Source organism: Secundilactobacillus muriivasis (assembly GCF_054785195.1).
Map to the genome: position 1 here is coordinate 1 of NZ_BAABMI010000013.1, position 26,145 is coordinate 26,145.

The window sequence follows — 26,145 nt, forward strand, 5'->3', positions numbered from 1 at the left end:
GGATCGCCCCCTGCAAGGGTAGGACGTTGCCACGCAAACCAAGTCGTTGATCGTTAAGATCAACGGCTTTTTTGATGCCGTTAAACAGTGTTGAGACAGTTAAACGACCTAGGCTTTGAATGACTTCTCATAATTAAGACATTACCACTATCAGTGTAGCTAATTTGCTAAAAAGCATCGTATACTAGTAAACTTTTGCCGAAATAGGGCACTGCTTTCCTAAGAATATGCTAAAATGATAAAGATGGTTTTAATAATGATGTAGATTGAGAGGCTTTATAATGAAACGTTATCGACCGTATCGGCTGACGCTAGGTTGGCAGATTTTAATTGGTCTGGCATTGGGGATCGTGCTAGGGGTGGTCTTCTACCAGAACAAGACAGCAATTACGGCTATGCAAAATATTGGGACGATGTTTATTAGTCTGATTCAAATGATCGTGTTACCAATCGTGGTGTCGTGTTTAACGGTTGGGATTGCGAACATGGGGGATATTAAGAAGCTTGGTCGAATTGGTGGTAAAACCCTAATTTACTTCGAATTGATGACAACCGTTGCAATTATTCTAGGGTTGATCGTTGCCAATGTTTTCCGACCTGGGGATTTCATTAATATCCATTCACTACATTCCCAAGATATTAGTCAGTACGTGCAAACGGCTAACCAAGCCAAGCACAATAGTGGTATCTGGGCAACGTTGATGGGCATTATTCCAACCAACATCTTTAGTGCCCTGAGTACTGGTGACATGATGCCAGTTATCTTCTTCAGCGTCTTCTTTGGCTTAGGGACGGCCGCTATTGGTAAGCAGGGTAAGATCATTATTGATTTCTTGCAGGCCGTTTCAGAAGTTATGTTTAAGGTGACGAACTGGGTCATGCATACCGCACCAATTGGGGTTTGTGCCCTGATTGGGGTCACCATTGCCCAAATGGGACTTTCGGCGTTACTGCCACTAGGGTATTTTATCCTGTTGGTTTATGCGACGATGGTGGTGTTTGTCTTAGTTGTGATGGGGCTGGTTGCTAAGCTGTTTAAGCTCAATATCTTTACGCTGCTTAAAGTGATTAAGGATGAAGCTGTGTTGGCTTTCTCAACGGCCAGTTCAGAAGCTGCCTTACCTCGGATCATTGATAAGATGGATAAATTCGGGGTGAGTCAAGGGATCGTTTCCTTTGTTATCCCAACCGGGTACACGTTTAACTTGGACGGGTCAGCCATTTATCAATCACTGGCTGCGTTGTTCCTTGCTCAGGCTTATCACATTCACTTGAGCATTGGTCAACAGATCACGCTGGTTGTTGTTTTGATGATTACCTCTAAAGGGATGGCCGGGGTGCCTGGCGCCTCCTTCGTGGTGTTACTGGCTACGATTTCAACCATTGGGGTGCCAATGGCTGGGTTGACCTTTATTGCCGGCATTGACCGGTTAGTGGATATGGCTCGGACGGCGGTTAACGTTGTCGGGAACTCACTGGCCTCAGTGATTATCGGTAAATCCGAAAAGGAATTCGATGAAGAAAAAGCGATGGCCTTTGCGGCGACGTTTGATCGAAAAAAAGCGTAATTTAAAAGCGTTACGGCATGTGCCGTAACGCTTTTTTGGTGCCATCGTCATCGGGTCGGTAGTCAAGTGCGGTTGATTCCCATCAAGCGATGCTTGCTTTGTGACCGTTACAGATGTTGAGGGCGTTATAGTAAAATTGATCTGGACAACGTTTGAGACTGAAGTGCCTGACGTAGTGATACTGAAGTTAGGCAGTGCTTAATTTCCCCGTGAAGTTCCCCCCGCGGTGAAGCACTTTGGCTGGCACGTCACTGCCAAATAGCCAATCTGGTACCGAAACTAAACCTGCTAACTGACTTTCCCAATACATTCGGCTGGGGACGGTGACGACTACTAACGAGGTCGTTCAGGAACTCTGCTTATCAAACGGATCGCAACACCCGTCACAGAGAAGAAACAGTAGGTCGTCTGTCACCATTCAGCTCAAATCGTCGGAATTGGGGCCGGGAAAGTCAACAGTTAGCAGGTTGCTAGAATGGTGACCTCTGGTGTGAGGCACCGACTGCTCGCTTTCCCTGGCGCGCGTGATAGGACGACGATCCGGGATCATAATTTTCAGTTGTCATATGCCTCACCTCCAGTTTTAGTTGCCGTGCGTTAGGCGCGAAAAACGCTCAGCCAACAACTGGCTGAGCGTCCTTAAGGTCGTCTCAAATAACCCACTAGGGGTTGTTACAGCCAATCGTTGAGCTTTAGCACTATACGGCGTAGTTATCAGATAACAGCTACATTAGACCGAGCCTTTTTTTAACTCGGACAGCTGACTCATTGGCGTTTTTCGACGTTTCTGAGCAGTAGCGTTTTCCGTATAGGAGCCTCACCTAACGGCTTATTCTATTTCTAATTATTAGTATACGCAGAAATTCAGTCGCTGGCAAGTGATATGCAACACTGAATGATGACGCACAGCGTAAATTTACCATTCACTTGAAAAAGCACTATAATGAAAGAGACGGTTGTTATAACAGCTAAAATTGAACAGGGAGTGGTAAACGTGTTACAGCCAGGTGTCGTTTTATTTGATCAGTTAAGTGAATCGGCCAAACAACGTGCAGTGGATGATTTTTGCCAGTTTTATTTGAAAGAATACCGACATGGTAGCTTGGAAATTCTAACGGAATTTCCAATTCAATATGAAATTGAACAGATCAACCATGATATTCAACAAAACCGGAGTTTTCATCCCGCACGGTTACAAGCCTTTCTAGTCGAGAACGATAGTCAGTTATTTGGCAACATCTTGAATGCGATTAATGAGTCGTTCTTGGAGAACGGAGCAATGGCTAACCACCACGATTACGAAGACTGGTATCAAGAACAGTACGACGCCATTAAACCAGGCCTTTAATTACCCTGGATCTGACCGAAATAACCAACCAAAACGGGAAAGCTGTCGGCTATGGAATGAACTTGCGCGACGTTTTTCATACAAAAAAACGACCACGTTGGTGGCCGCTTTTTTATTGGGGTTGAAAAGTAGATTAGATCCAATTGTAGGGGAAATTGGATTAGAGTCGGTTTTGCCTAGTAAGCCGATACTCTATATGATTAAAGGATGTAGTAGTTTGTTACTACGGTTATAAGAATAGCCGTGGTACCTTAAACGAAGCTTAAGTTTAGAAATGCAGCCAAAATTTTTGATTTTATAAGCCGATTGAATTGCTTCTATAATAGTAGTCGGTTATTATTACAGGTATTGCGATGCTTGGTTTGAGTGAACCGGGCACGTTAAAACGGACGAGCTGGAGTTGACGATCAACGTTGATTCCGCTTGAGGAGGCAAAAACATGAAAGTATTTGTAATCGGGGCTAATGGGAACGTCGGCCGATTAATTGCAACTAAGTTAGCTGATCGGGGCGATGAAGTCGTTGCTGGGATTCGCAAGCCGGAACAAGCGGCCTTTTTTGAAGATCGTGATATTAAGACGGCTCACTTTGATTTACTTGGGCGACCAGAAGAAATGGGGGTTACCCTCGATGAGTTTGATGCCGTAGTCTTCACTGCTGGTTCTGGTGGTAAGACCGGTGATGATATGACGTTGCTGATCGACCTTGATGGGGCCGTTAAGAGTATGCAGGCAGCTGAAATTGCCGGTATCAAACGGTACGTCCTCGTTAGCGCGCTGTTTGCTGAAGATCGGAACCGTTGGAGCGACAGCATTCGGCCATACTACGCCGCTAAATTCTACGCGGATGAATGGTTACGCTACCGGACCAACCTGGACTATACGATCATTGAACCGGGCGCGTTGACGTTTGAAGATGGCACCGGTAAGATTGATACAACTGGCGTTGAAGGCGGCTCAGTGGCCCGCGATGACGTTGCTAGCACGGTTGTGGCGTCGTTGAACGAACCCGCAACCATTAAAAAGACGGTGCCGCTCATTACCGGTGATACACCGATTGAAACAGCGTTAAAAAACGCTTAAGCTCGGCGATTTAACCTAGCGTTAAGGTGCGAATCGTATTATAGTAGCAACTAGTCGATACAGGTTTGAAGGCTCAATGAGAATGAGCCTTTTTTAAATTCAAAGGAGGGGCGATGCCATGGCACAGTGGTTACCGTATTTAGCATATGTTTTAGCCGTTTTGATTGGGATGGGTGTACTGACCAGTCGACGGCGCGGGGCCGGTGAGCTGGTGACCATCGTCACGTTGGGAATCTACCTGACCGTTGTGGGCTACCTGACGTTAACACCAACCTCATTCGCCTATGGGATCATTCCAACAATGGAGCCGGTTTGGGTCGGGGTAGTGCCAACGAACCCGATTCCGTTCCGGGGCATCGAACTCGATTTCTACATGAACATCGTGATGATGGTGCCAATGGGTGTTTATCTGGCGCTCTTTAAAAAATGGTCGGGTTGGCGCATCCTGCTGATCGGTGTTTTGATGGGGACCGCCATCGAAAGCACCCAGTTCGTTCTCGACACCGTGTTGCACATGTCACGCTGGGTCGATATCAACGATGTGATGACCAATGCCGCTGGCGTTGTAGTCGGCTACTACGCCGTCGCACTACTTAAACGGACGCCGTTCCGACGGGTGGTTCAGTTCTTTATGGTGAAGCGGCCAGCCGTTCAAACCATTAAGCACGCTTAAGCATAACAAATGGAAAAGCACCTTCGAGAGGGCCTAAAATTGGCCGGTCGAAGGTGCTTTTTAGTTAGTCTTTGAACTGCACCGCAATGTCATCAAGGGTGTTCATATTCGCTAAAACGGACTGCAGCGAATCGATGAGACCGAGCAGGAGTACGGCGCCACTGCCTTCGCCAACCGCCATTTGTAAATCGAGAAGTGGCGTTAAGCCAAGCCAGTCGAGGGCAAGCTTTGAACCCGTTTCACGGGAGAAGTGCGAGGCGATTAAATGCTGCGTTGTTCCTGGCACTAATTTTTCGGCCAGAACGGCCCCAGCGTAAGACAAAAAGCCATCTAAAATCAACGGTACGCCGTGTTCAGCGGCACAGAGCATTGCACCGGCCTTGGCCCCAATCTCAAACCCACCAACTTTACTAAGAACGTCAATTGGATCAGTCGGATCAGGTTGCCAGTTAATAATGGCATCTTCCACCACCCGGGTTTTGTGAATCAACCGTTGATCAGAAATCACGGAACCCCGACCCACGACGGTTGCGGCTGGAATTTGAAGGAGGACGCTGATCATGGCTGCGGCGGGCGTTGTGTTGCCGATACCGAGTTCACCAACCAGCAACAGCTGATTGCCCTCACGGATGCTGTCGAGCGCAACATCGTAACCCGCTTGGAGGGCTTGAAGCGCCTCGTCGCGGGTCATGGCGGGTGACGTGACCATGTTTTGAGTGCCCCAGTTGACCTTTTTATCGATGACGCCAGTGCCGCTTAAGTCATGATCTACGCCGACATCAACGACTTTAACCTGACAGCGATTCGCCTTGGCCAAGCTTGCAACGGTCGTATGACCCGCCAACGTATTGAGCGATTGTACCCAGGTCACTTTTCGAGGCGTTGAGGAGACACCAGCTTTTTCAACCCCGTGATCGCCGGCAAATACCAGACAGCACCGCTTAGCCGTTTGCAGGTCAGCGGTGCCTTCGATACCGGCTAATTTAATTGCCAGCGTTTCTAATTGCCCTAAACCGCCAACTGGTTTAGCTAGCTGGTCAAGTTTAGTTTTCATCTGAGCTTGTGCTTGCGTGTCGATTGGAGCACCTTGTGGTCGTGGATTGAACATGGTGACGCCTCCTAGATGGTAGTGATGTTGGCGTTAATTTAACATCAGGCGCGTTGCGATTCAAGGGGCAGGCTGGTGGTTCGACAAGATGGCGGGGTTGGTTTGTAAGATGGTTGTGCAGAATTGGTTTTATCTTTTGAATTTATACTTTTTGTGCTGGTTTACGTTTGTGTCCAGCGACAGTGTGTGGAGCGAGACGGGTTGAGAGCAGTGTGTAAGGTGAGTCCGGTGAAGGCGCCCGGGCCTGGCGGGTTTACCGGACTCGCCTTACATGCAGCTCTCAGTCTCGCGCAGCACCATTCGGCGTGGTGGCCAGAAAGCGCGTGGTTGACAAGTTCTTATAACTTCAGGAACCTTGAAAATAACAATTTAAGTGGCGCCGAATTTTGTTGACTGAGAGCGCTGGTTTTCATACGGCTTTGGCGAGCGAAGCGATGACAAACAGCCAACACCCAAATCGCACCCAACACTTACGCTGGACGCAAGCGTAAATAAAAAAGACACCCCAACAAATGAGATGTCTTCAATCAAATCAAGTTTATTGTTCTTCATACCATGGGTAGTGATACATCCCGTCGCGGTCAGTCCGTTCGTAGGTGTGAGCACCGAAGTAATCCCGTTGTGCTTGCAGCAAGTTAGCTGGCAAGACTTCGGAACGGTATGAGTCGTAGTAGGTGATGGCAGCACTGAAACCAGGAACTGGGACACCCATCTTAACGGCCAAGGCAACAACGTCACGAGTAGCTTCTTGGTATTTGGCAGTAATGTCCTTGAAGTAGTCGTCAAACAACAAGTTCGTCAAATCTGGGTTCTTGTCGTAGGCGTCCGTGATGTTTTGTAAGAAACGAGCCCGGATGATGCAACCTGCACGCCAGATTTGGGCAAGTTCACCATATTGTAAGTTCCAGTTGTTAGCGTCGGAAGCGAACCGAAGTTGTTCAAATCCTTGGGCGTAACTCATGATCTTACTGAAGAAGAGGGCTTGGCGAATCTTTTCAACCATTTCCTTTTGGTCGCCGATTTCTTCTTGAGCCTTAGGCGCAGCCAAGACTTTAGAAGCAGCAACCCGTTCGTCCTTCATCATTGAGATGTAACGGGCGTAAACGGCTTCAGTGATCACTGATTGTGGGACTTGGACGGCTAAAGCGTCTTCGGAACTCCACTTACCAGTCCCTTTGTTGTTCCCACGGTCTAAGATCATGTCAACGATTGGCTTGGTCTTGTCGTCGCCTAAATCATCCTTACGTGACAGGATGTCAGCGGTGATTTCGATCAAGTAGCTATCAAGTTCACCCTTGTTCCATTCAGTGAAGATGTCAGCCATGTCATCAACGGAGATGTTTAACACGTTGCGCATGATGTTGTAACTTTCATCAATTAATTCTTCATCACCGTATTCGATACCGTTGTGGACCATCTTAACGTAGTGGCCAGCACCGTTAGGGCCGATGTAGGTCACACAAGGCTTGCCATCTTGAGGGGCCTTAGCTGAGATTTGTTCCAAGATTGGGGCAACTAAATCGTAGGCTTCTTTTTGGCCACCTGGCATCAAAGAAGGACCTTGGAGGGCACCCAATTCACCACCAGAAACGCCCATGCCGATAAAGTTGATGCCAGAAGCATCCAACTTAGCGTTACGAGCCATGGTGTCGTGGAAGTTTGTGTTCCCACCGTCAATCAAGACGTCACCCTTATCAAGGAGTGGCAATAATTCGTCAATAACGGCGTCAGTTGGCTTACCAGCTTTGACCATCAAGAGGATCCGACGAGGTTTTTCCAAAGAGTTTACGAATTCTTCAATTGTGTGACTTGGAACCAGCTTCTTTTCGCTGTGATCCTTCATCACTTGATCAGTCTTTGAAGCAGAACGGTTATAAATTCCGACAGTGAAGCCGCGGCTTTCAATGTTCAGGGCTAAGTTCTTGCCCATGACAGCCATTCCGACAACACCGATGTTTGCTTTTTTATCAGCCATTACAAACCTTCCTTTAATGAGAAATTAATTCGAATACGGTTATAGTTTAACAGTTCACAATGTATTTGTGAAGCGAAACCACTTCTTCAGACTTGAAATTTAGTTCTAAAAACAGCCAGTATCACTGTTATGTCAAAGTTTTCAGAATTGAGATTTTTTTGAAAATTAACTGAATCTGAGGTCTAAATTGGACCTTGTGAAGGTTGGAAAGTTGATTCACAAAGTCGAATTGGCTGATAAGCGTTTTGTGGTGTAGAACGTAAAATGAGGCTGATAAAAAAGCTTATATTAATAAGTATCATTCAAAGCTGATTAAAAATTTTATTTAATTCGAGACTGTTATCTAATCTAAATGTTAACAGACTTCCAAATTTCGCGGGTTCGTATGCCAAAATTCAAGTCTCAGAATATAGGTAATAACCCGCAGATTTCAAGAATCGGAATCTACGGGTTATTACCTATATTTTAGGAACTAAACAAGGTTTATCATGCTTAGTTTACCTACTTTTTATCTAGAGTAATTTCAAATTCAGGATACCTATTAAACTTTAGTGGATAGAAATAATAAACGGACAATACTGTTACTTGGTTATGATTCTAAACAGCCATTAGTTTAACGCATCTGAGACCAATTTGTAACATTATCTTCCCAAACATAAGCTGAGTCCATAACAATATCACGTGCAGTTTTTGCTTGATGACCTGTTAGGAGTGCCACATCATCAGACTTAATATCAAGCAATCCGTCTCTGATAGATGCATCGTTTGAAACGATATCATTGCCAGAGAATGGTACTGGTGATTTAGAAAAATCGCCAGTAATAGCACGTGGTATGTGGAGTTTCTCTAAATATTGGTAATATTCTTCGTCAGGGACTGGGTCATAAACTAGGTGCATACCAGAGACTTCGTTGACAAGGTCACATAGTTCGCGAACAGAAATTGATTCTGATCCAAAAACGTTAAACGAGGTTTTATTACCGCCTTTTCCGAGTAAGACGGCCGTTGCTGCAGCGGCGGCATCATCTTTCGCAACAAGTGTTGCGCGGCCTTCCATTGCAGTGCTTGCCCACACATCATTACTCATTCTAGCTAACATAGGGTACATGGTCAGATAATTTTCCAAATATAAACTGTTTCGAACGGCCGTATATGGGTGTCCGGTAGATTTTAAATAATTTTCAGTTGCCGTGTGATCTGGCGTGACTTCCAAATGCGCATATGCGGGATCAGTTGCACCAACAAATGAACTATACGTAATGTGTGAAATTCCTTGTTCAATCGCGACATCAATCGCATTTTTATGTTGCTGGACACGTTTACCAACTTCTAGCCCAGAGACGATATAGACTCTATCGCCACCTTTAAATGCTTTTCTAAGTGAATCAACGTCATCATAATTTGCTTCGAAGACGCTAACACCTTCCTTCTCCCAACGTTGTAACTTTTCTGATGAAACGAATTTTTTATTCCAAACAGTAAAGGTTAACTTGTTACCACCAACCGCTTTAATCATATTTTCTGCAATACGGCCAGCCAGTTTACCATCGGCTCCACAAACGATATATCTCATTGGATCCACCTCTTTTATTTATTTAACAAGCTCATGTTATCACAGCCTAATGTTAGTAATAATTCTGGTTTTTAATGTATAATTAGAAACGCTTATTAAAGTGAATATTGAAATAGGGTGTTACTAGTGGAAAAATTTAACTATACAAAGAGAGTAGTTAACGCGTGTTATTTGTTCCGTTACTGAAAGTTAGGTTTGAAAAGGATGACTGTATTGTGAAAATGGAGTATCTAAAAGTGTTTATTGATTTAGCTGAAACGCTAAATTTTACACAAACAGCTAAAAACGTGAATTTGACGCAATCAGCAATTTCGCAAATTGTTAGGTCGCTTGAAGGTGAATTAGATGTGATCTTATTCAACAGAACTAATCGTAGAGTTGTTTTAACCGATAGCGGCATAATCTTTTACAATGATATTCAATCTGTCATTAGAAAGTATGATTTAGCGGTTGAACGTACTCAAAAAGCGAACGATCAGTCACAAAATGCATTGACAATTGGGTACACTGGTACCGACTTTGAATTGCGATATATTTCTGAGATGATAAAACGGTTTAATTTAAATCACATTAAGCCACGATTTAATTTACTAAGCTCAAACCACAACGTATTAAAAGAGAAACTCCAATCATTTGATTGCGATTTGATTTTTCAAACTGAAGATAGTATCGAAAAGTTACCCGATATTGCGTTTACACCGTTGATTTTTGGTCATTTTATTTGTGCACTACCGAATAATCATTATCTAGCTAGAAGAAAAGTTGTTACCATGCAAAACATGAAGAACGAAACTATTATTTTTTTAGATAATCAGTTTTGTCCGCCAAAGCAGGCGACATTGCAAAAGGAAATTAAACGCCTTTGTCCTGATGCAAAGTATTTGATAGCTGATTCTTTGCTAATTTGCCACACGATGCTTAAAAGTGGATTGGGAATTTCCGTGTTACCAGATATGATAATTAGTGCTGATAATGAAATTACTGTAAAGCCGTTTATGAACGATACAACGCTTTGCTATGGTTTAGCGTATTTAAAATCATCACAAAAAAAACTGATAAACCCTTTTTTAAAAACTGCCCAACATATTAGCGATTTGTATCAAGCTTAGGCTTATTTTTTGGCGAGTCGAAGTAAAAAAAACTAATGGACAAGCCGATTATTAATTTTCTAAATTAAAGTGTTGAAACTCAGATTTCGGCCATATAAGTTTATTTGGATAGTTAAATCTAAAGTACTCGGAACGAAAAAATAGCACCGTAACTCCCAGTTGGAAGTTGCGGTGCTATTATCAGTTTAATTCGTTAAATTAATGGTTTAAACGGTAAACCCATTGACGGTGGTCACGGGTGATCAATTCGTCAGCAGCTGCTGGACCCATTGAACCTGGGGTGTAGTTAGGGAATTGTGGTTGTTGTAAGTCCCAAACCTTGCGAATTTGATCCACGAAGCGCCATGCGTAGGAAACTTCTTGCCAACTTGAGAAGTTGGTACCGTCACCCTTCATTGCATCGTGCAAGAGACGTTCGTATGGTTCTGGCGTTGCTTTAGAATCTTCAGCGTCCACGAAGTAGTCCAAGTCGATTGGGGCAGTTTGGAAACCTTGACCGTTAGTCTTGGCGTTCAAACGAAGGGAGAAGCCGGCGTGTGGTTCGATGTACATTGTCAACACGTTAGCTTCCAATGGGGCGTTGTGGTTTTGTGGGAATGAGAAGAGGTCGATCAATGGCTTCTTGAAGACAACGTCCACACGGGTGAACTTGTCAGCAAGCATCTTCCCAGTCCGGATGTAGAATGGGGTACCTGACCAGCGGTAGTTGTCGAATAACAACTTCCCAGCAACGAAGGTATCGTTAGTTGAGTCGTGAGGGACATTGTCCTCGTCACGGTAAGCACGTTGGTCATCGCCGGCACCATATTGGCCACGAACGAAGTTAGTTGAAGCTTCGGCTACGTTGTAAACACGTAATGACCGTAAAGCCTTCACCTTTTCAGCCCGGATATCAACGTCGGTAAATGAAACGGGTTGTTCCATTGCCAAGAGGCTGACGATTTGCATAATGTGGTTTTGAACCATGTCACGCAAAGCACCGGAGTTATCGTAGTAGGAAGCCCGTTCTTCGACCCCAAGCTTTTCAGATAGGGTAACTTGGATGTTATCGATGTAACGGTTGTTCCAGAGTGATTCAACCAACGTGTTGCCGAAACGAACGGCTTCAATGTTTTGAATCATTTCTTTCCCTAAGTAGTGGTCGATCCGGAAGATTTGTTCTTCTTCAAATGACTTGCTGAGGGCGTCGTTTAATTTTTGAGCTGATTCGAAGTCACGACCAAATGGTTTTTCAATGACCAAACGGTTGAAGCCTTTGGTATCCGTTAAGCCTTCGCTCTTCAAGAAGCCGGCAACTGTTCCGAAGAAAGTTGGTGCTAATGAGAGGTAGAAAAGGCGGTTGCCGTCTAACTTGAACTTCTTATCAAGTTCGTTAGCGCGGTCACGTAAAACGGAGTAGTGTGCTTGATCAGTAACATCGTGGGCTTCGTAAGCGAAGTGGGAGATGAACGTTTCAGCTTCCTTGTCAGACTTGTCAGTCCCGATTGATTTACGGACTGCGTCTTGGAATTGTTGATCCGTTAATTTGTTACGAGAAGTTCCTAAAACAGCAAAGTGTTCGCGGAGCGTCCCTTTCTTGTATAAGTTAAATAATGACGGATATAACTTCCGGTATGCTAGGTCACCGGTACCGCCGAAGAAGAGAAATAGTGCAGTTCGTTCTGTAGCCAATACAGTCACTCCTTAAGGTTAAATAGATTCGTAGTCTTCAAGTGGTCTAGTAGACAACTAAAGTCATCTCGTCTAGACCACTTGCTTCGAAGTTATTATATAACAAAATCTAGGTAAAAAAGGGAATTACGAAAAGTTTTTATTACCTAGTTAACTAGTTGTACAAAATACACGTTATAACACTATATGAAATAAGCTTTCATAGAAAACAACAGTTTTGAAAGAAAATTTAAAGAAAATGATTTTCTAAATGAAAGGGTTGTCAAAGAATGCGTGATGCAATGAAAATCGGTCCAAACCATTACGGTAAAACCGCGAAAGACCGCGCACAATGATAGAATACCGTGCTTTAAGGTGTGATGCAAGGAATCGGCTTGGTGATCAGGCGTTAAGAGGGAGGCAGAATTTCAATTATTTGGCAATTTTAAGTTTATGATGAGGGTCTGTCGAAAAGGATTGCTTTTTATCTAAATGAGTGTAAACTATCTTTGATTTTGTGAAAGGATAGGATCTTACCATGACACTGGAACAATTAGCCAAACGGGCTGGCCTTGCGACAGAAACCGTCGCGGCATACACGCAGGCGGGACTTTTACCATGTAAGGATCCAACTCAACTATTTTCGGATCAGGACCTCTACTGGTTGGATATGGTGGACTGTTTCGTTGAGAACGGATCGTCAGCGGATGAGTTGAAGGATTTGATGGCGATTTGTGAGAAGTAGAGAGTGTGGAGCAAGGCGGTTAGAGAGCAGTGTGCAAGGCGACTACGGTGAAAGCGCCTGGGCTTGGGCGGTTTTACCGTAGTCGCCTTGCATGCAGCTCTCTGCCTTGTGGAACACGTTTCGGCTCGAGGACAGTAATGCACAGAGAGCGAAACGCATTTTAGTTCATACACTCAAATTACTTCAAACCAAGCTAAACCTACAAATATTAAGCAATATAAAAACAAGGGTACCGCAACTCCTCTGGTATGGGGAGATTGCGGTACCTTTGTTTTTTAGTATTGGATTGTTAGATTAACGCTAGATAGCGTAACTTGGCAGCAGATTTTCGGCGCTAGGTGGTCTGTGTTTTCTTGGGGTTCATCCCAGATAGTAGGGGATGAACCACGAACCTTCAGGCCACCGCGCCGAAACGTGTAAAACGAGGCAGAAGGTTATGTGTAAGATCGGGGACACAAACCTACCAAGACCGGGTAGCTTCGCGTCCCCGACCTTACACGCCACCTTCTAAACGCCTCGTTTCACACTCTACGCATACTTATGCGCAATCTTCGACCCCGCCGCAGCAGCCACGGCCGCGATAATATCGTCCAAGAACGTATTGATGCCCTTGCCCTTAACGGTGTCGAGACGTTTTAAAATACCGTGTTTTTCACGGTCTAAGTAACCAAAATTAGTAGTAGCAATCTTACCGTAGATCCCGGAGATACCCCCTTCGGCTAGGAGTTCGTCAACGCCGAAGACGCCACTGTCGTTTTCAACGATGCTTTGAAGTGGTTGAGGAAGTAACTCTTGAGAGGCCAATTGATCAAGGGCGATCCCGACCATGGCGTTGTTGAGCACCTCACGTTTGTGAAGCACGTCGATGACAGCATCAACGGCTTCGCTTTCCTGTAATTCAGGCACGTACTGGCGTTGCATGCCGTACGTGATTGAGGCGATGTCTTCTATGGTAATGTTTTTTTCGGTGAAATAATCAATGACGCTCTTATAAGCGGCAGTATCTGGATACTTAAAGTTTCGGTTGTTCAACTTCATCATCCTTTCAGTTTCAACCGGGACGTTGCCCGGATAGTAATCTCAATAATAATGGATAACGGGCTTATTGACCCCGATGGTATAAATTATGGGTGCCGGAGGGCGGGTTGTCAAATGGGACAGAGTGCGGAACGAAGCGGTTAGAGAGCGGCGTGTAAGGGAGACTTGGTGAAAGCGCCCAGGCTTGGCGGTTTTACCAAGTCTCCCTTACACATAGCTCTCTGCTTCGTGGCGCACGTTTAGTCTCGAGGACAGGAAACAACATCAAATACCCAATAATTGAAACTTAAGGGGCTACACCTCCCAGTTTTGCGGAACGCATCTAACCCCTGAGGACAAACCACCGCTTTTCACCCCCCCACAAAAACCAATTGACGCCCAAACGAAACCGTGGCATTATCAGAAGACATCTGACATAATTAAAAGGATTGCATTTCAACGAAGTGAGAGTGGGGTGGAAAACGTGAACGTGGTGTATCGGGTACTTGGCCTAGCGAGTTTAGGGTTACTTTTAAGTGGTTGTCAGCCCGCACAGCAGCATCAAGCACAGAGTCAAGACGACGATGCCAGTCAACCGATTGCAACGACTAACAGTGCGCGAAATCAAACCGAGAGCCAGTTAAAGGCCCAACGTCATGACTTGGACGGCGTGACGCTGCGGCGGTGGGTATTGCCGAATTTTCAGGCGACCATCCAGACAACGGATAAGTTAGTGCAACGGGCACGACGCCAACAAGCGCCAACTCGCCAACTTCAGCGACAGTCAGCGCAGTTAAGTGCGAAACGGGCCGTTATTTTAAACAAGTTTGAAGGTTATCGCGGCCACAACATCAGTGTTGGCACAGCGGCGGTTTACGACTGTGACGAAGTGGCGCAAGTTGGCCGGCAAGTCGTTCGAGCAGCGCAACAACACCGCTCACTGAAAGTGCCGTTACAGCACTATGCAACGGCGCGGCAGGACCTCTTAACGGATGTGAACCAGATTCAACGGCTGTTAAATTACGCTTAGATGCGGTATGTTGAGAATCAAGCGCCGCAAAGCACAACGCGCGTGCTAAAATAGGAACAAACTAACTGGACAACGAGGGGGTTGCCAACTAATGGGTGTTATACGGATTCACAATTTACGGTTCCACACCTTTAACGGCGTGTTACCGGAGGAACGTAGAAATGGGCAACAATTAGCCATTGACGTGGCGCTGACGTACCCAATTGAAACGAAGGTTCACCATGATGACCTGAACGAAACGATCAGTTATGCGGATGTGCGGACGACCATCGATGCATTTGTACATAGCCATTCCTATAAGCTGATCGAGTCATTGGCTAACGAACTACTGAGCACGTTGCTGGCGGAGTACCGGATGGCAACGCGGATCGAGTTGAAGATTCGCAAATACAGTGTGCCGATGCCCGGCATCTTTGACGATGTTGAAATTGAAGTGGCGGGTGACCAACGTGACTGAACGCGTCTATCTTAGTGTTGGCACGAACATGGGCGACCGACTGGTGCAGCTGCAACAAGCCGTGGTGCGATTAGGGCAAATCACCGGCATTACCGTTGATGCTGTGTCGTCAGTTTACGAAACCCAGCCCTGGGGAAAATTGGACCAGGCGAACTTCTACAATATCGCGGTGGCGTTAACGACAACGTTAGCGCCAGAAGCGTTATTAGCAGTATTGCACCAAGTTGAACAAGCTGGTCATCGAGAACGGCACGAACATTGGGGACCACGGACGATCGACCTCGACATTGCATTTTGGGGTGACCGTCAGATTCAAACAGCGGACCTTATCGTGCCGCATCCTCGCGCGGCCGAACGTAATTTTGTGCTGCTACCTATTCAAGAACTTACTGGTAACGATCCCATCGTGGGCGACCAAGTGGCGCAAGCCTTGCGGGCGAACCGGGATTCAAGCTGGATTAAAAAAGTAAAGGGAGTCACGATCGATCATGAATGAAGCGAATCAAGCAAAAATAGAGCAAGCGGTTAAGCTCATTTTAGAGGCGGTTGGGGAAGACCCTGAACGCCAAGGATTATTGGAGACGCCAGCCCGGGTCGCCCGGATGTATGGCGAAGTTTTCTCGTCGGTGACCGCACCGGCATTTGATAACTACAAACTCTTTCCGGTCGATGAAACGACTGAAATGGTGTTGATCAAGGACATTCCCTTCTACTCAATGTGTGAACACCACCTGTTACCGTTCTTTGGTACGGTACACGTGGCCTACATCCCCGACCACCAGCGGGTCATGGGGCTGAGTAAGATTCCCCGCTTAGTGGATTATTGCGCTAAGCGGCCCAATGTGCAGGAACGGTTGACGGTGAACATCGCTAAAGAACTTAACCGGATCTTGGACCCAAAGGGCGTTGCGATCTCAATCAGTGCCCGCCACATGTGCATGGAGATGCGCGGGGTTGAAAAGACCGGCAGTCAGACCGAAACCAGTTACTACACTGGCACGTTTAAAACGGATCACGAGTTGAAAGCAGAATTCCTACAACGCATTAACGGGTGATTAATTTGAATCAAGAACAGGTACATCAAGCTTATCAGCAGTTAATTGAACAGTTTAATCAAGCCCGGTTGGTCGGAGACACCAATCGGGTTCCGTTGTTAAAACGGCTAGTTGCGGCACTCGGCCACCCAGAACAGCACTACCACGTGATTCACATTGCGGGGACCAATGGCAAGGGCTCAACGGGGGCCATGCTGGGAGCCATTTTGGAACAGCAGGGGTACCGCGTTGGCCGCTTTAGCAGTCCAGCCATCATCAACGATCGTGAACAGCTTCAGGTGAACCACCAGTGGATCAGCAAAGCCGCCTTTTTGGACGGGTACGCCGAAATTCTGCCGGTGGCCCAGCGTTTAGGGTTAGCGGCAACGGATATCTCAATTTTTGAATGGCAGTTTTTGATTTGCCTGATTTGGTTTAAAAATGAAGGCGTGACCTACGCCATTTTGGAAGCAGGGTTGGGCGGTTTAACGGATGCCACCAATGCGATTAGTGCACCACAACTGACGGTGTTTACGAAAATTGCGTTGGATCATACCCAGATTCTGGGCGATACGATCACAAAAATTGCGACCCAGAAGTCGAAAATCATTAAACCTGGCACGGTGGCTGTGACGCTAGCAGATCAAGCGCCAGACGCGTTGACGGTCCTACAGCAGGAAGCTGACCAGCAAGGTGTTCGGTTGGTTGCACCGACTGCAACGATGACGATTGACCAGTTAACGCCAACTCACATGGTGATCACGGGACACAGTGACCTATTTGACTGGTCTCAGTTGCAGTTGAACGTCACCGGTCAATTTCAGGCGCAGAATTTAGCACTGGTCTTAACGGCGGTGGCGGTTTTGCGGCAACAACACGTTGTGCTGAGCGATGATGCAGTTCGAACCGGGTTGCAACAGATTCAACTCCCAGACCGATTGACTGAGGTAAAGCAGACGCCGTTAACGTTGGTCGATGTGGCGCATAATCCGGATGGGATGCGGGCACTGGTCAGCAGCTTGACGGCGATGGTGCCCGGCCAACACGTGATTTGGATCCTGGGCGTTTTAGCGGATAAAGCCGTTACGGAAATGCTGGAGACGTTGATCCCAACGGCGAAGCAGATCCTCACGGTGACGCCAGCTAATCCTCAACGGGCATTACCAGCAACTGAACTGACCAAGCAGATTCAACAATTGGCGCCAACACTCAATGTGCAAACAATGTCCGATATGCCAACGGCGCTTGCGTCAGCCCAGCAAAATTGGACGAAAGCCGATATAATTGTCGTGAGTGGGTCGTTTTACGTGGCCCGAGAACTGGCAGCGATTGGAGCTGATTAGCGTGAACCAATGGTTAATTGCGTCAAATAACGCGTTTAAAACGCAAGACTTGATTGACTGCTTACGAATAGCTGGCCTTCAAGCGGTACCGTATACGACAGTGGTGCCGAAGCTGATTTTTCCAGCGGAAACGACAACTGGGTACTGCGAAAATGCGTTGCTGAAGGCCCGCTTTCTGGCGGCATTTACCGACCAAGGGGTCATCGCGGATGATAGCGGGCTGGAAGTTGCGGCACTGGCGGATCAACTCGGCGTGACAACCAAGCGCGACCTGCAGGCCAACCAGCAGTTGAGTCCGAATCAGGCGATATTAGCAGCTTTAGCCGTTAAATCTGATCGGCAGGCCCTGATGATGAGTACGCTGGTGGCCATCGTGCCGAACCAAGCGCCGTTTATCGCAACGGGGCAGGTTGGCGGGACGATCACTGAAGCGAGTCGGGGGGATCAGAGTGGCGGTTTTGACCGCATTTTTCAACCCACTGGCCTGACCCAAACGTTAGCAGAATTGCCTGACTATCAACGATTACCGATGACGCACCGGGGGCGGGCAGCCGCTGACCTGGTGGCCCAATTGAAAGGAGCAGATGTTCTCTGATGAAGATTCAAGACACGACTCACCAACTAAGCCAAGCGGGTGACTTCGCTAGCACGGCGTTGTTTCAATTAGCCCAAGACCAAGAACGGGTCGTTTTAACGGCCAGCGAGTTGACTGAGGGACAACAAACCGCACTGAGTCAACGACTGCGACAACTTGATGGTACCGTTCAATCTACTGGGCAGCAACTGACCGCGTTAGTCACGTTACCAGGACTGCGTTTGTTAACAGAACACTGGTCAACTTGGTTTTCGAACGAAGCCCAGTTACAATCAACGTTAGACGCCATTTTGGCTAGCTATACGTTAGACTGGCAAGCTGGTACGCACACGTTCCACTTGCGCGACCAACCCATGGTTTACGGCATCATGAACATCACACCGGACTCATTTTACGATGGCGGGCGCTACCAAACGATGGACGCGGTGTTGGCCCACGTGGAAGACATGTTAACGGCGGGCGCAGACGTGATCGAGGTGAACGGCCAAACAACTCGGCCAGGCTACACCGAAATTACGCCGGCACTCGAAATCGAACGAACGGTACCCTACATCGACGCCATCATGAAGCGGTTCCCTGAAGCAGTGCTGGCCATCGATACCTACAAGGTGCCGGTGATGCAGGCCGCAATCGATGCTGGGGTGTCGATCATCAACGATGTGAACAGCTTTACGGATGACCCAGCGAAGTTAGCGCTGATGGCGAAGAGTAACGTGGGCTTGCTCACGATGCTCAACGGCCGCCAATTCGACTTCAAGGTCATGACGCCGGAGATGCATCAGTTCTTTGAAGATAACCTTAACGCCTTAACGGCAGCCGGCATCGACCGCAATCGAATCGCTATTGACCAGGGACTGGGTTACGCTGATACCAAAGTAAAAAACGATGACCAAGATTACGTCATCATGAACAATGTCGGTAAATTCAACGACCTCAACCGCCCAATGATGGTCGCCGTTTCAAGAAAAGGCTACATGGGCACCTTGTTGGACATCCCAAAGGACCAACGACTTCCAATGACCCTAGTCAGCGAAACCGCCATGATTTTAAATGGTGGTCGGATTATCCGGGTGCATGATGTGAAGGAGACTCGGCAGATGGTGACTTTGTTGAAGCGGATTGGGGAGGGGTATTGGATGGTATAGAGTGCGGAGCAAAACGGTTTGAGAGCGGCGTGTAAGGGCAAAAAGGTGAAAGCCCCGGGCTTGGGGTTTTACCTTTTTGCCCTTACACATAGCTCTCAGTTTTGCGCAGCACGTTTCGGCGCGGTTGTCAGAACGAACTAACGTAAGTAGGCTTCACTAAGCAATTGACCTGCGGCACCTAAAGACCCAGTGGCGCCGAAAACAATGTAGTAGTAATGCACGTCGCCAAAACCACCAACCAGCATCTAAGAAACCAAACCACTACTTTTTATTCCGCACTAACCCACCACCAAGAATAATTAAAATCAAATTAGCATTGACGAACAAAAATTAATATGTTTTAATTAAACCAATATTTACAGGAAGGGACTTATGACACATGACAACCACACTAACCCAAGTTAATGCGTTTTATTACGGCTATTACTTTAGTTAGCGTCCGCAGTTTCGATGCGGACGCCCAACCATCGCGTTCGCGTCTAAAGCTAAGCCGTAAGTTGTCGTGCCCAGCTAGACGTGTCAATCTAGCTGAGTTGTCATTATTCCATCACGGATAAAACAAGCAACCAGCTGGATACCTTGTCTAGCTGGTTTTTTTATTTATCATAAGGAGTGAGTGAATGTGACAAAATCAACGGAATCAACTTCAGAACAGCCTAAAATGCTGACGGTGGCCCGTCAGCGGATCAATACACTGGACCAACAGATCGTCGGCCTCTTAGCGCAACGGTTTGACGCGGTCACAATGGTCAACGAGGCCAAGCGGACGGCGAACTTACCCGTCATGGATCACGGTCGCGAAGATCAAGTCCTTGATCGGGTTGCTCAACTGGATCCGAATCCGGCGACCCGTAAATACATGCGCGATATTTACCAACACATCATGCGTAATTCTAGAGACTATCAGGATGACTTAACCGCAGCGCGTGACACCACTCACTAACTTTCCAATAACACTTAACTAAAAAATTGACGTTCCAAGAAAGGACACATCACATGAATTACTTAACAGCAGGCGAATCACACGGTCCCCAATTGACCGGGATCATCGAAGGCCTACCAGCCGGATTAAAATTAGACATCGACGCGATCAACGCCCAACTGGCAGCACGCCAAGGTGGCTACGGCCGGGGCAGTCGGCAAAAGATCGAACACGATGAGGTCACCATTGTCGGTGGCGTTCGTCACAAGATCACGATGGGCTCACCAATCGCCTTAGTCGTCAACAACCGCGATCACGCTCACTGGGGCAAGATCATGGACCCAACCGCTGAAGAGGATGCTGAAAACACGTTGCGTCAAGTTAACCGTCCCCGTCCAGGCCACGCCGATTTGGTTGGTGGGATGAAATACGGCCACCGCGACCTCCGAAACGTCCTTGAACGGTCATCAGCCCGCGAAACGGCCATTCGGGTCGCGATTGGTGCGGTTTGCAAGCAATTCCTCGAACAGTTAGGCATCCAACTGGTTGGCTACGTGCAACAAATTGGTGCCGTTAGCGCGGATGACCAAGCCCCATTGGACGTTGCAAAGATCCAAGAAACGATCACCAGCAACGACCTGCGTATCGTAGACGCCACCAAGGTGAATGAAATTCACGATTTGATCGATAAGACCAAGAAGGATGGCGATACCTTGGGTGGCATCATCCGAGTCGTTGCCACCAACGTGCCCGCCGGACTTGGCAGCTACATTAGCTGGGACACCAAGTTAGACGCCAAGTTAGCTGGTGCCGTGATGGGCATGAACGCCATGAAGGGTGTCGAAATCGGCGACGGCTTCAAGGCCGCCACTAGTTTTGGGAGCCAAGTCATGGACGAAATCGACTGGCATGATGGCGAAGGTTTCACCCGTGGTTCTGATCACTTAGGCGGCTTTGAAGGCGGGATGACTAACGGGATGCCAATCATCGTTAAGGCAGCCATGAAGCCAATTCCAACCCTCTACAAGCCACTACAAAGTGTTGATGTGAACACCAAAGAAGTGAAGAAGGCCAGTGTGGAACGTTCCGATACGACAGCCATCGTGCCTGCATCGATCGTCATCGAAAGCATCGTTGCCATCGAATTGGCCAAAGCCATCACCGATACCTTTGATGCCAGCAACATGGACCGTTTAAAGGCGCAATTAGCCGCTTACAAAGACGAATTAACCAACTACTAAAACGACTTAACGAATGACTAAACTTGGAGGCACTTAACATGAAGACCCTTAAAGGAAAACCAGCAGCTGGCCTGCACGGCGAGCTCGTTGTACCAGGCGATAAAAGTATTTCGCACCGTGGCATCATGTTTGGTGCGATCAGTGAGGGACAGACGACGTTGACCCACTTCTTAACGTCAGCGGACTGTTTGTCGACCCTCAATGCATTTAAACAACTCGGGGTGCCCATTGAACGCGAAGGCACCACGGTTAAGATTCAAGGGGTTGGCTTGCACGGGTTGAAGGCCAGTGACCAACCGCTTGATATGGGTAATTCTGGGACCACGACCCGCTTGATTATGGGTTTGCTGGCGGGACAGCAATTTGACAGCAAACTGATTGGCGATGCCTCGTTATCGAAGCGGCCGATGAAACGGGTCAGCGTACCCTTGGCGCAAATGGGTGCTGAAATCGACACGACTGACGGTCACTTACCAGTGACGGTGAAGGGTACTAAGTTACACGCGGTGAACTACCAATTGAAGGTTGCCAGTGCGCAAGTGAAGAGTGCGCTGATCTTAGCGGCGTTGCAAGCTGAAACGCCAAGTACCTTAATTGAACAGTTACCAACCCGGGACCACACGGAACGGATGTTGACGGCGTTTGGCGCCGACGTTCAAACCGCTGACGATGGCGTGACCATCACCGTTCAACCACAGCCCCACATGACCGGCCAAACGATGACGGTTCCTGGTGATATGTCATCAGCTGCCTTCTTCATGGTCGCTGCCAGCTTGGTGCCCAGTTCTAAGATCACGTTGAAGGACGTTGGTTTAAACAAGACCCGGACCGGCTTGCTGGAAATCCTGCAACAAATGGGCGGCAAAGTCACCATTAACACCACGCCAACCGATGGTGAGCCAATTGGCGATTTAACCATCGAAGCAGCCGATTTAAAGCCGATTGAGATCGGGAAGGAACAAATTCCCGCCGTAATCGACGAATTGCCACTGGTGGCCTTATTAGCCGCTAAGGCGAACGGTGTCAGCAAAGTGACCGGTGCTGAAGAGTTGCGGGTCAAGGAAACGGACCGGATCAGCGCCATTGTTCAAGAATTTAAGAAATTAGGCATTGCCATCGAAGAGTTGCCAGACGGGTTTGTGATCGACGGGCGCCAACCATGGCACGTCACGGATACAGAACTAGATGCCCACGATGATCACCGAATCGGGATGGTCTTAGGGGTCGCAGCCTTGCTCGTTGACACGCCGTTGACGTTGAAGGGTGCCGAAAGCGTCGGCATCTCGTACCCTGAATTCTTCGATGATTTAGACCAACTACTGTAAGGGAGTGACGTGGCGTTGACAACGGTATTAATTAGCGGGTTAGGGTTGATCGGTAGTTCGATTGCCCGAGTGATGAAACAAAGCGAAGCGGCGCCAACCATTTTAGGGGCCGATCCAAATGACGATACGAGCCAGTTTATGGTCGACCAACACTTGGTCGATGAACGCGTGACGTTGACGGAAGCGGCTGGCCGGGCCGATATGATCGTACTGGCTGGACCGGTTTCCGTGATCGTCCAACAACTGAAAGAACTGGCAACGTTACCGCTGAAAGCGGACGTCTTAGTGACGGATGTCGGTAGCACCAAAACGCAGGTTATGCAGGCTGCTGAAGGGTTACGTGCGCGCCACGTGGCCTTTATGGGCGGCCACCCGATGGCGGGCTCCCACCAAACTGGGGGGCGCTCCGGGCGTGCTGACTTATTTGATGGTGCCACCTACTTCTTGGTGACGGGGTGGCAGACAGCTGCTCAAACGGCGGCATTTAAACGCCTCCTCGCCCCTGCTTCGCTGAAATGGGTCACTATGAGCGCAACGGATCACGACGCGCTGGTGAGTGAAATTAGCCACGTGCCTCACGTTTTAGCCGCTAACCTTGTTAATACCGCAGCCCAACAGCTGCAACACGACCCCGTTGGCCTGAACGCTGCGGCCGGGGGCTTTAAGAGCACGACCCGGATCGCGGGTTCGGATCCAACCATGTGGACTGCCATTATGCTGAGCAATTCCGAAGCCATCACCACTCAGCTAACGGCGTACATAGACGCGCTTCAAACGATTCAAACGGCGATTCAAAATCACGATGAGCCACAGATTTACCAATTTTTCGAGCACGCCCAGGCGGTTCGACAACGGCTAGACAGCCATGAGGGAGGAAACAACAGATGAAAGCCATTTTAGTAGGGTTCATGGGTAGCGGTAAAACCACGGTGGGGCAGTTATTAGCCCAACGCTTAGGCACGACGCAACGCGACTTAGACGCCGTGATCGTTGACCGCGCCGGTAAGAGTATCCAACAAATTTTCGACGACGAGGGCGAAGCTAGTTTCCGTCAAATGGAACACGACACTTTAGCGGACGTGTTGGAAAATACTTCAGGAATTCTCTCCACTGGTGGCGGAACACCGATTCAACCCGCTAACTTTGACCTGCTGAAGGCAAGTCCGGTGCCAGTGATCTTGCTTAACGTGAAACCAGAGACGATTATGGACCGGTTAGCGGATGATACTGACCGGCCACTGGTTAAGGAACTTGGCTTAGACGGCCTCGTTGACTTGAAGGGCGAACGTGATGCGCGCTACCACGGCGTTAGCGATGTTGAGATCCAAACGGATGAACTTACACCGGAAGAGGTTGTGGATGCGATTTTGGCTAGCAACGTGCTTTAATGAATAAGCTGTTAGGCTGCATGTCGGAATTTCCGGGTGCAGTCTTTTTGTTTGAGCTGACGATTCCGGTGGCGGCTAGGTTCATGCTGTGGGGACCGGCCTGAGCCGAAGGGCGGTCTCAGCCCTCGAATTGAAGTCTCGCTAAACCCGTACGAGTCTTTAATTCGTCCCCGATGATGGGCGGTTGTTGGAAAAAGCACCAACAACCGCCCATCATCGCGACACAGCATGAACCTAGCCGCCACCTCCATCTCACATTGGTGCAGTTCGGCCACCTTCGCGGATCATCTCAAGGGCTTAACTAAACGGCTTACTGCAGTATCGCAACGATTGACATTAATTCGATAAATCAAGCCAAACCTCATAAACAACAGAACAGCCAATTTGTTGATATAATACTATAGAAGTAATGACACCAAACGAAAGGAAGTCGCACCCGCCATGGAGATTATTTCAGTGCCGCTACAACTCGAACGACCACGGACTCAGCGCTACCGGGATGGGACCAGCTTTAACTACCTTGTGATGAAGAGCCCGTTTCGGATGGATCAGTATGGGGTTCATTTGGAGTTGGCGGATCATAAGGGGAAGGTCTACCAGAAGATCGAAGTGTACTTCCAGCCGGGACAACAGTTGTCAGATCCGTTTGAGGCGAATGGCCGTGAGTACCGGCTAATGCTGGTGACAAAGGGCACGTAATCGAACACCGACCCAGTAAGTTAGCGCCAAGTGCGGTCTGCCGTGCATGGGCGCTTTTTAATTGCTCAATTATGAGCATCGGAACAAGCTATTAAAAAGTCCTAAATATTTTTAGAAATCACTTGGCATTCGCCGGTCAACGGGTTATACTCAACGCTGGTAATGAAGCTTGATGCGTCATGCATTGAGACAGAAAATAAAGGGAGCGAGAATTTATGAAGAAATTGGCCGTATTAACTGCCAGCTTAGTTGCAGTATTTGGCTTCTTAGGGTTAGCAACGTCTACCCAAGCCTCAGCTGCATCCAAGACCACAACGGTAGCTACTGATAGCCCAAGTTTGAAGGTCAACTCGGTTTACAGTACCTCTACTAAGATCACTGGGAAGGCAACGAAGGGTGTGTCGATCATCGTTCGTAACGCCAAGAAGAAGACGATTGCAACGTCAACCGCTTCTAAGAAGACCGGTGCTTACACCGTTAAATTGTCTTCTAAGTTGAAGGCCGGTACCAAGATCTACGTTTACGCTCGTAACACAACGACTAAGCGCTACTTCTACCGGATCATCACCGTTCAAAGTCCTAAGACGACTACAACGAAGACGACCACGACTAGTTCAAAGACCACGACAACTAAGTCAACCACGTCATCCAAGACGACCAGCAAGGCTGCTAGCTTCAAAGTTAGCACCCCAACTGGGACTTGGCAGACTAAGACTTACAAGGGTTGGGCAATGAAGTTTGACTTCAGCCAAAAGACCGGTTTGAACGAATACGTCACTTACGGCAAGAAGACGGCTCACCCAGTTAAGAACGCAACTTACAGCGTTGATGCTAAGACACCAACTTTCTGGAAGGTTAACGTTAAAGCCAAGAACGGCGACAAGTCTACTTTCTACATGCGCTTTACCGCCAAGAACAAGTTTGTGCTGGTTAACAGCAAGAACCAACGAGTTAAGTTATCAGTTGGTAAGGCCCCAGCATCTTACTACATCTTTACGTTACAAAAGTAATTTAAATGAACTGAGTCATTCAGTTTAAGGTGAATAGCACCGCGGATTCCTAGTATTGAAATCCGCGGTGCTATTTTTTAGTGTTAAATGCTAAAAATAAAAATCAATC

General features: G+C 47.7%; 25 protein-coding genes and 1 riboswitch. Of the genes, 20 read left to right on the forward strand and 5 right to left on the reverse strand.

Features of this window, described 5'->3' with window-relative positions; translation table 11 throughout:
- Positions 1 to 281: 281 nt before the first annotated feature.
- The 4 genes from ACYVR3_RS03410 (at position 282) to ACYVR3_RS03425 (ending at position 4,670) form a co-directional block, all read left to right on the forward strand.
- Positions 282 to 1,568, forward strand: coding sequence for a cation:dicarboxylate symporter family transporter (locus ACYVR3_RS03410; RefSeq protein WP_461243131.1), 1,287 nt, complete (start codon positions 282 to 284; stop codon positions 1,566 to 1,568).
- Between the two features lie 670 nt (positions 1,569 to 2,238).
- Positions 2,239 to 2,404, reverse strand: a riboswitch (M-box (ykoK) riboswitch).
- A 158-nt stretch (positions 2,405 to 2,562) separates the two neighbouring features.
- A complete protein-coding gene (locus ACYVR3_RS03415) occupies positions 2,563 to 2,916 on the forward strand; it encodes a hypothetical protein (protein WP_054737211.1) in 354 nt (117 codons plus the stop codon).
- 439 nt (positions 2,917 to 3,355) lie between these two features.
- Positions 3,356 to 3,997, forward strand: coding sequence for an SDR family oxidoreductase (locus ACYVR3_RS03420; RefSeq protein ID WP_461243132.1), 642 nt, complete (start codon positions 3,356 to 3,358; stop codon positions 3,995 to 3,997).
- A gap of 118 nt (positions 3,998 to 4,115) precedes the next feature.
- Positions 4,116 to 4,670, forward strand: a complete 555-nt coding sequence (locus ACYVR3_RS03425; RefSeq protein WP_461243133.1) for a VanZ family protein — start codon at positions 4,116 to 4,118, stop codon at positions 4,668 to 4,670.
- A 64-nt stretch (positions 4,671 to 4,734) separates the two neighbouring features.
- Here the strand turns inward: ACYVR3_RS03425 and cobT are convergent, their stop codons facing one another.
- From cobT to ACYVR3_RS03440, 3 genes are all read right to left on the reverse strand, one after another.
- Positions 4,735 to 5,778 carry a nicotinate-nucleotide--dimethylbenzimidazole phosphoribosyltransferase gene (gene cobT / locus ACYVR3_RS03430; RefSeq protein ID WP_461243134.1) on the reverse strand — a complete coding sequence of 348 codons (1,044 nt, stop codon included), beginning with the start codon at positions 5,776 to 5,778 and terminating at the stop codon, positions 4,735 to 4,737.
- Between the two features lie 538 nt (positions 5,779 to 6,316).
- Positions 6,317 to 7,753 (reverse strand): NADP-dependent phosphogluconate dehydrogenase, encoded by a 1,437-nt coding sequence (gndA, locus tag ACYVR3_RS03435; protein ID WP_054737208.1) that lies wholly within the window; start codon positions 7,751 to 7,753, stop codon positions 6,317 to 6,319.
- 613 nt (positions 7,754 to 8,366) lie between these two features.
- Positions 8,367 to 9,326 carry an NmrA family NAD(P)-binding protein gene (locus ACYVR3_RS03440; RefSeq protein ID WP_461243135.1) on the reverse strand — a complete coding sequence of 320 codons (960 nt, stop codon included), beginning with the start codon at positions 9,324 to 9,326 and terminating at the stop codon, positions 8,367 to 8,369.
- Positions 9,327 to 9,547: 221 nt separating this feature from the next.
- Here ACYVR3_RS03440 and ACYVR3_RS03445 point away from each other — a divergent pair, with 221 nt between their 5' ends.
- A complete protein-coding gene (locus tag ACYVR3_RS03445) occupies positions 9,548 to 10,435 on the forward strand; it encodes a LysR family transcriptional regulator (RefSeq protein ID WP_461243186.1) in 888 nt (295 codons plus the stop codon).
- A gap of 198 nt (positions 10,436 to 10,633) precedes the next feature.
- On the opposite strand, the gene zwf is transcribed toward ACYVR3_RS03445, so the two are convergent.
- Positions 10,634 to 12,106, reverse strand: coding sequence for a glucose-6-phosphate dehydrogenase (gene zwf, locus ACYVR3_RS03450; RefSeq protein WP_054737205.1), 1,473 nt, complete (start codon positions 12,104 to 12,106; stop codon positions 10,634 to 10,636).
- Between the two features lie 517 nt (positions 12,107 to 12,623).
- Here zwf and ACYVR3_RS03455 point away from each other — a divergent pair.
- Complete coding sequence (locus tag ACYVR3_RS03455; RefSeq protein WP_461243136.1) at positions 12,624 to 12,830, forward strand: MerR family transcriptional regulator; 207 nt, start codon at positions 12,624 to 12,626, stop codon at positions 12,828 to 12,830.
- Positions 12,831 to 13,358: 528 nt separating this feature from the next.
- On the opposite strand, the gene ACYVR3_RS03460 is transcribed toward ACYVR3_RS03455, so the two are convergent.
- Positions 13,359 to 13,862 carry a phosphatidylglycerophosphatase A family protein gene (locus tag ACYVR3_RS03460; RefSeq protein WP_461243137.1) on the reverse strand — a complete coding sequence of 168 codons (504 nt, stop codon included), beginning with the start codon at positions 13,860 to 13,862 and terminating at the stop codon, positions 13,359 to 13,361.
- Positions 13,863 to 14,331: 469 nt separating this feature from the next.
- Here ACYVR3_RS03460 and ACYVR3_RS03465 point away from each other — a divergent pair, with 469 nt between their 5' ends.
- From ACYVR3_RS03465 to ACYVR3_RS03530, 14 genes are all read left to right on the forward strand, one after another.
- Positions 14,332 to 14,877, forward strand: a complete 546-nt coding sequence (locus ACYVR3_RS03465; protein WP_461243138.1) for a hypothetical protein — start codon at positions 14,332 to 14,334, stop codon at positions 14,875 to 14,877.
- A 91-nt stretch (positions 14,878 to 14,968) separates the two neighbouring features.
- Positions 14,969 to 15,334 (forward strand): dihydroneopterin aldolase, encoded by a 366-nt coding sequence (gene folB / locus ACYVR3_RS03470; protein WP_054737512.1) that lies wholly within the window; start codon positions 14,969 to 14,971, stop codon positions 15,332 to 15,334.
- Entirely contained in the window at positions 15,327 to 15,830 is a 504-nt protein-coding gene (gene folK / locus ACYVR3_RS03475) for a 2-amino-4-hydroxy-6-hydroxymethyldihydropteridine diphosphokinase (RefSeq protein WP_461243139.1), read from the forward strand. Before folB ends, folK begins: the two co-directional genes overlap by 8 nt.
- Positions 15,820 to 16,389, forward strand: a complete 570-nt coding sequence (gene folE, locus ACYVR3_RS03480; protein WP_082405182.1) for a GTP cyclohydrolase I FolE — start codon at positions 15,820 to 15,822, stop codon at positions 16,387 to 16,389. Before folK ends, folE begins: the two co-directional genes overlap by 11 nt.
- Before the next feature lie 5 nt (positions 16,390 to 16,394).
- Complete coding sequence (locus ACYVR3_RS03485; protein WP_461243140.1) at positions 16,395 to 17,711, forward strand: bifunctional folylpolyglutamate synthase/dihydrofolate synthase; 1,317 nt, start codon at positions 16,395 to 16,397, stop codon at positions 17,709 to 17,711.
- A 1-nt stretch (position 17,712) separates the two neighbouring features.
- Complete coding sequence (locus tag ACYVR3_RS03490; protein WP_461243141.1) at positions 17,713 to 18,306, forward strand: non-canonical purine NTP pyrophosphatase; 594 nt, start codon at positions 17,713 to 17,715, stop codon at positions 18,304 to 18,306.
- Entirely contained in the window at positions 18,306 to 19,451 is a 1,146-nt protein-coding gene (gene folP, locus ACYVR3_RS03495; protein WP_461243142.1) for a dihydropteroate synthase, read from the forward strand. Before ACYVR3_RS03490 ends, folP begins: the two co-directional genes overlap by 1 nt.
- 622 nt (positions 19,452 to 20,073) lie before the next feature.
- Positions 20,074 to 20,394, forward strand: coding sequence for a chorismate mutase (locus tag ACYVR3_RS03500; protein ID WP_461243143.1), 321 nt, complete (start codon positions 20,074 to 20,076; stop codon positions 20,392 to 20,394).
- Positions 20,395 to 20,447: 53 nt separating this feature from the next.
- Positions 20,448 to 21,614 carry a chorismate synthase gene (gene aroC / locus ACYVR3_RS03505; RefSeq protein ID WP_461243144.1) on the forward strand — a complete coding sequence of 389 codons (1,167 nt, stop codon included), beginning with the start codon at positions 20,448 to 20,450 and terminating at the stop codon, positions 21,612 to 21,614.
- Positions 21,615 to 21,652: 38 nt separating this feature from the next.
- Entirely contained in the window at positions 21,653 to 22,939 is a 1,287-nt protein-coding gene (gene aroA / locus ACYVR3_RS03510; protein WP_461243145.1) for a 3-phosphoshikimate 1-carboxyvinyltransferase, read from the forward strand.
- Positions 22,940 to 22,954: 15 nt separating this feature from the next.
- Positions 22,955 to 23,827, forward strand: coding sequence for a prephenate dehydrogenase (locus ACYVR3_RS03515; protein ID WP_461243146.1), 873 nt, complete (start codon positions 22,955 to 22,957; stop codon positions 23,825 to 23,827).
- Entirely contained in the window at positions 23,824 to 24,327 is a 504-nt protein-coding gene (locus ACYVR3_RS03520) for a shikimate kinase (protein WP_054737406.1), read from the forward strand. The genes ACYVR3_RS03515 and ACYVR3_RS03520 overlap by 4 nt, the downstream gene beginning before the upstream one ends.
- A 441-nt stretch (positions 24,328 to 24,768) precedes the next feature.
- Positions 24,769 to 25,026, forward strand: coding sequence for a hypothetical protein (locus ACYVR3_RS03525; RefSeq protein ID WP_461243147.1), 258 nt, complete (start codon positions 24,769 to 24,771; stop codon positions 25,024 to 25,026).
- Between the two features lie 215 nt (positions 25,027 to 25,241).
- Positions 25,242 to 26,036: an Ig-like domain-containing protein gene (locus ACYVR3_RS03530; protein WP_461243148.1), complete on the forward strand. Its 795-nt coding sequence runs from the start codon at positions 25,242 to 25,244 to the stop codon at positions 26,034 to 26,036.
- The last annotated feature ends 109 nt before the right edge of the window (positions 26,037 to 26,145 follow it).

Coding starts and splice junctions, on each gene's coding strand:
- ACYVR3_RS03410 (WP_461243131.1), top strand. CDS start 282: ATGAAACGTTATCGACCGTATCGGCTGACGCTAGGTTGGCAGATTTTA.
- ACYVR3_RS03420 (WP_461243132.1), top strand. CDS start 3,356: ATGAAAGTATTTGTAATCGGGGCTAATGGGAACGTCGGCCGATTAATT.
- ACYVR3_RS03425 (WP_461243133.1), top strand. CDS start 4,116: ATGGCACAGTGGTTACCGTATTTAGCATATGTTTTAGCCGTTTTGATT.
- cobT (WP_461243134.1), bottom strand. CDS start 5,778: ATGTTCAATCCACGACCACAAGGTGCTCCAATCGACACGCAAGCACAA.
- gndA (WP_054737208.1), bottom strand. CDS start 7,753: ATGGCTGATAAAAAAGCAAACATCGGTGTTGTCGGAATGGCTGTCATG.
- ACYVR3_RS03440 (WP_461243135.1), bottom strand. CDS start 9,326: ATGAGATATATCGTTTGTGGAGCCGATGGTAAACTGGCTGGCCGTATT.
- ACYVR3_RS03445 (WP_461243186.1), top strand. CDS start 9,548: ATGGAGTATCTAAAAGTGTTTATTGATTTAGCTGAAACGCTAAATTTT.
- ACYVR3_RS03455 (WP_461243136.1), top strand. CDS start 12,624: ATGACACTGGAACAATTAGCCAAACGGGCTGGCCTTGCGACAGAAACC.
- folB (WP_054737512.1), top strand. CDS start 14,969: ATGGGTGTTATACGGATTCACAATTTACGGTTCCACACCTTTAACGGC.
- folP (WP_461243142.1), top strand. CDS start 18,306: ATGAAGATTCAAGACACGACTCACCAACTAAGCCAAGCGGGTGACTTC.
- aroC (WP_461243144.1), top strand. CDS start 20,448: ATGAATTACTTAACAGCAGGCGAATCACACGGTCCCCAATTGACCGGG.
- aroA (WP_461243145.1), top strand. CDS start 21,653: ATGAAGACCCTTAAAGGAAAACCAGCAGCTGGCCTGCACGGCGAGCTC.
- ACYVR3_RS03520 (WP_054737406.1), top strand. CDS start 23,824: ATGAAAGCCATTTTAGTAGGGTTCATGGGTAGCGGTAAAACCACGGTG.
- ACYVR3_RS03525 (WP_461243147.1), top strand. CDS start 24,769: ATGGAGATTATTTCAGTGCCGCTACAACTCGAACGACCACGGACTCAG.
- ACYVR3_RS03530 (WP_461243148.1), top strand. CDS start 25,242: ATGAAGAAATTGGCCGTATTAACTGCCAGCTTAGTTGCAGTATTTGGC.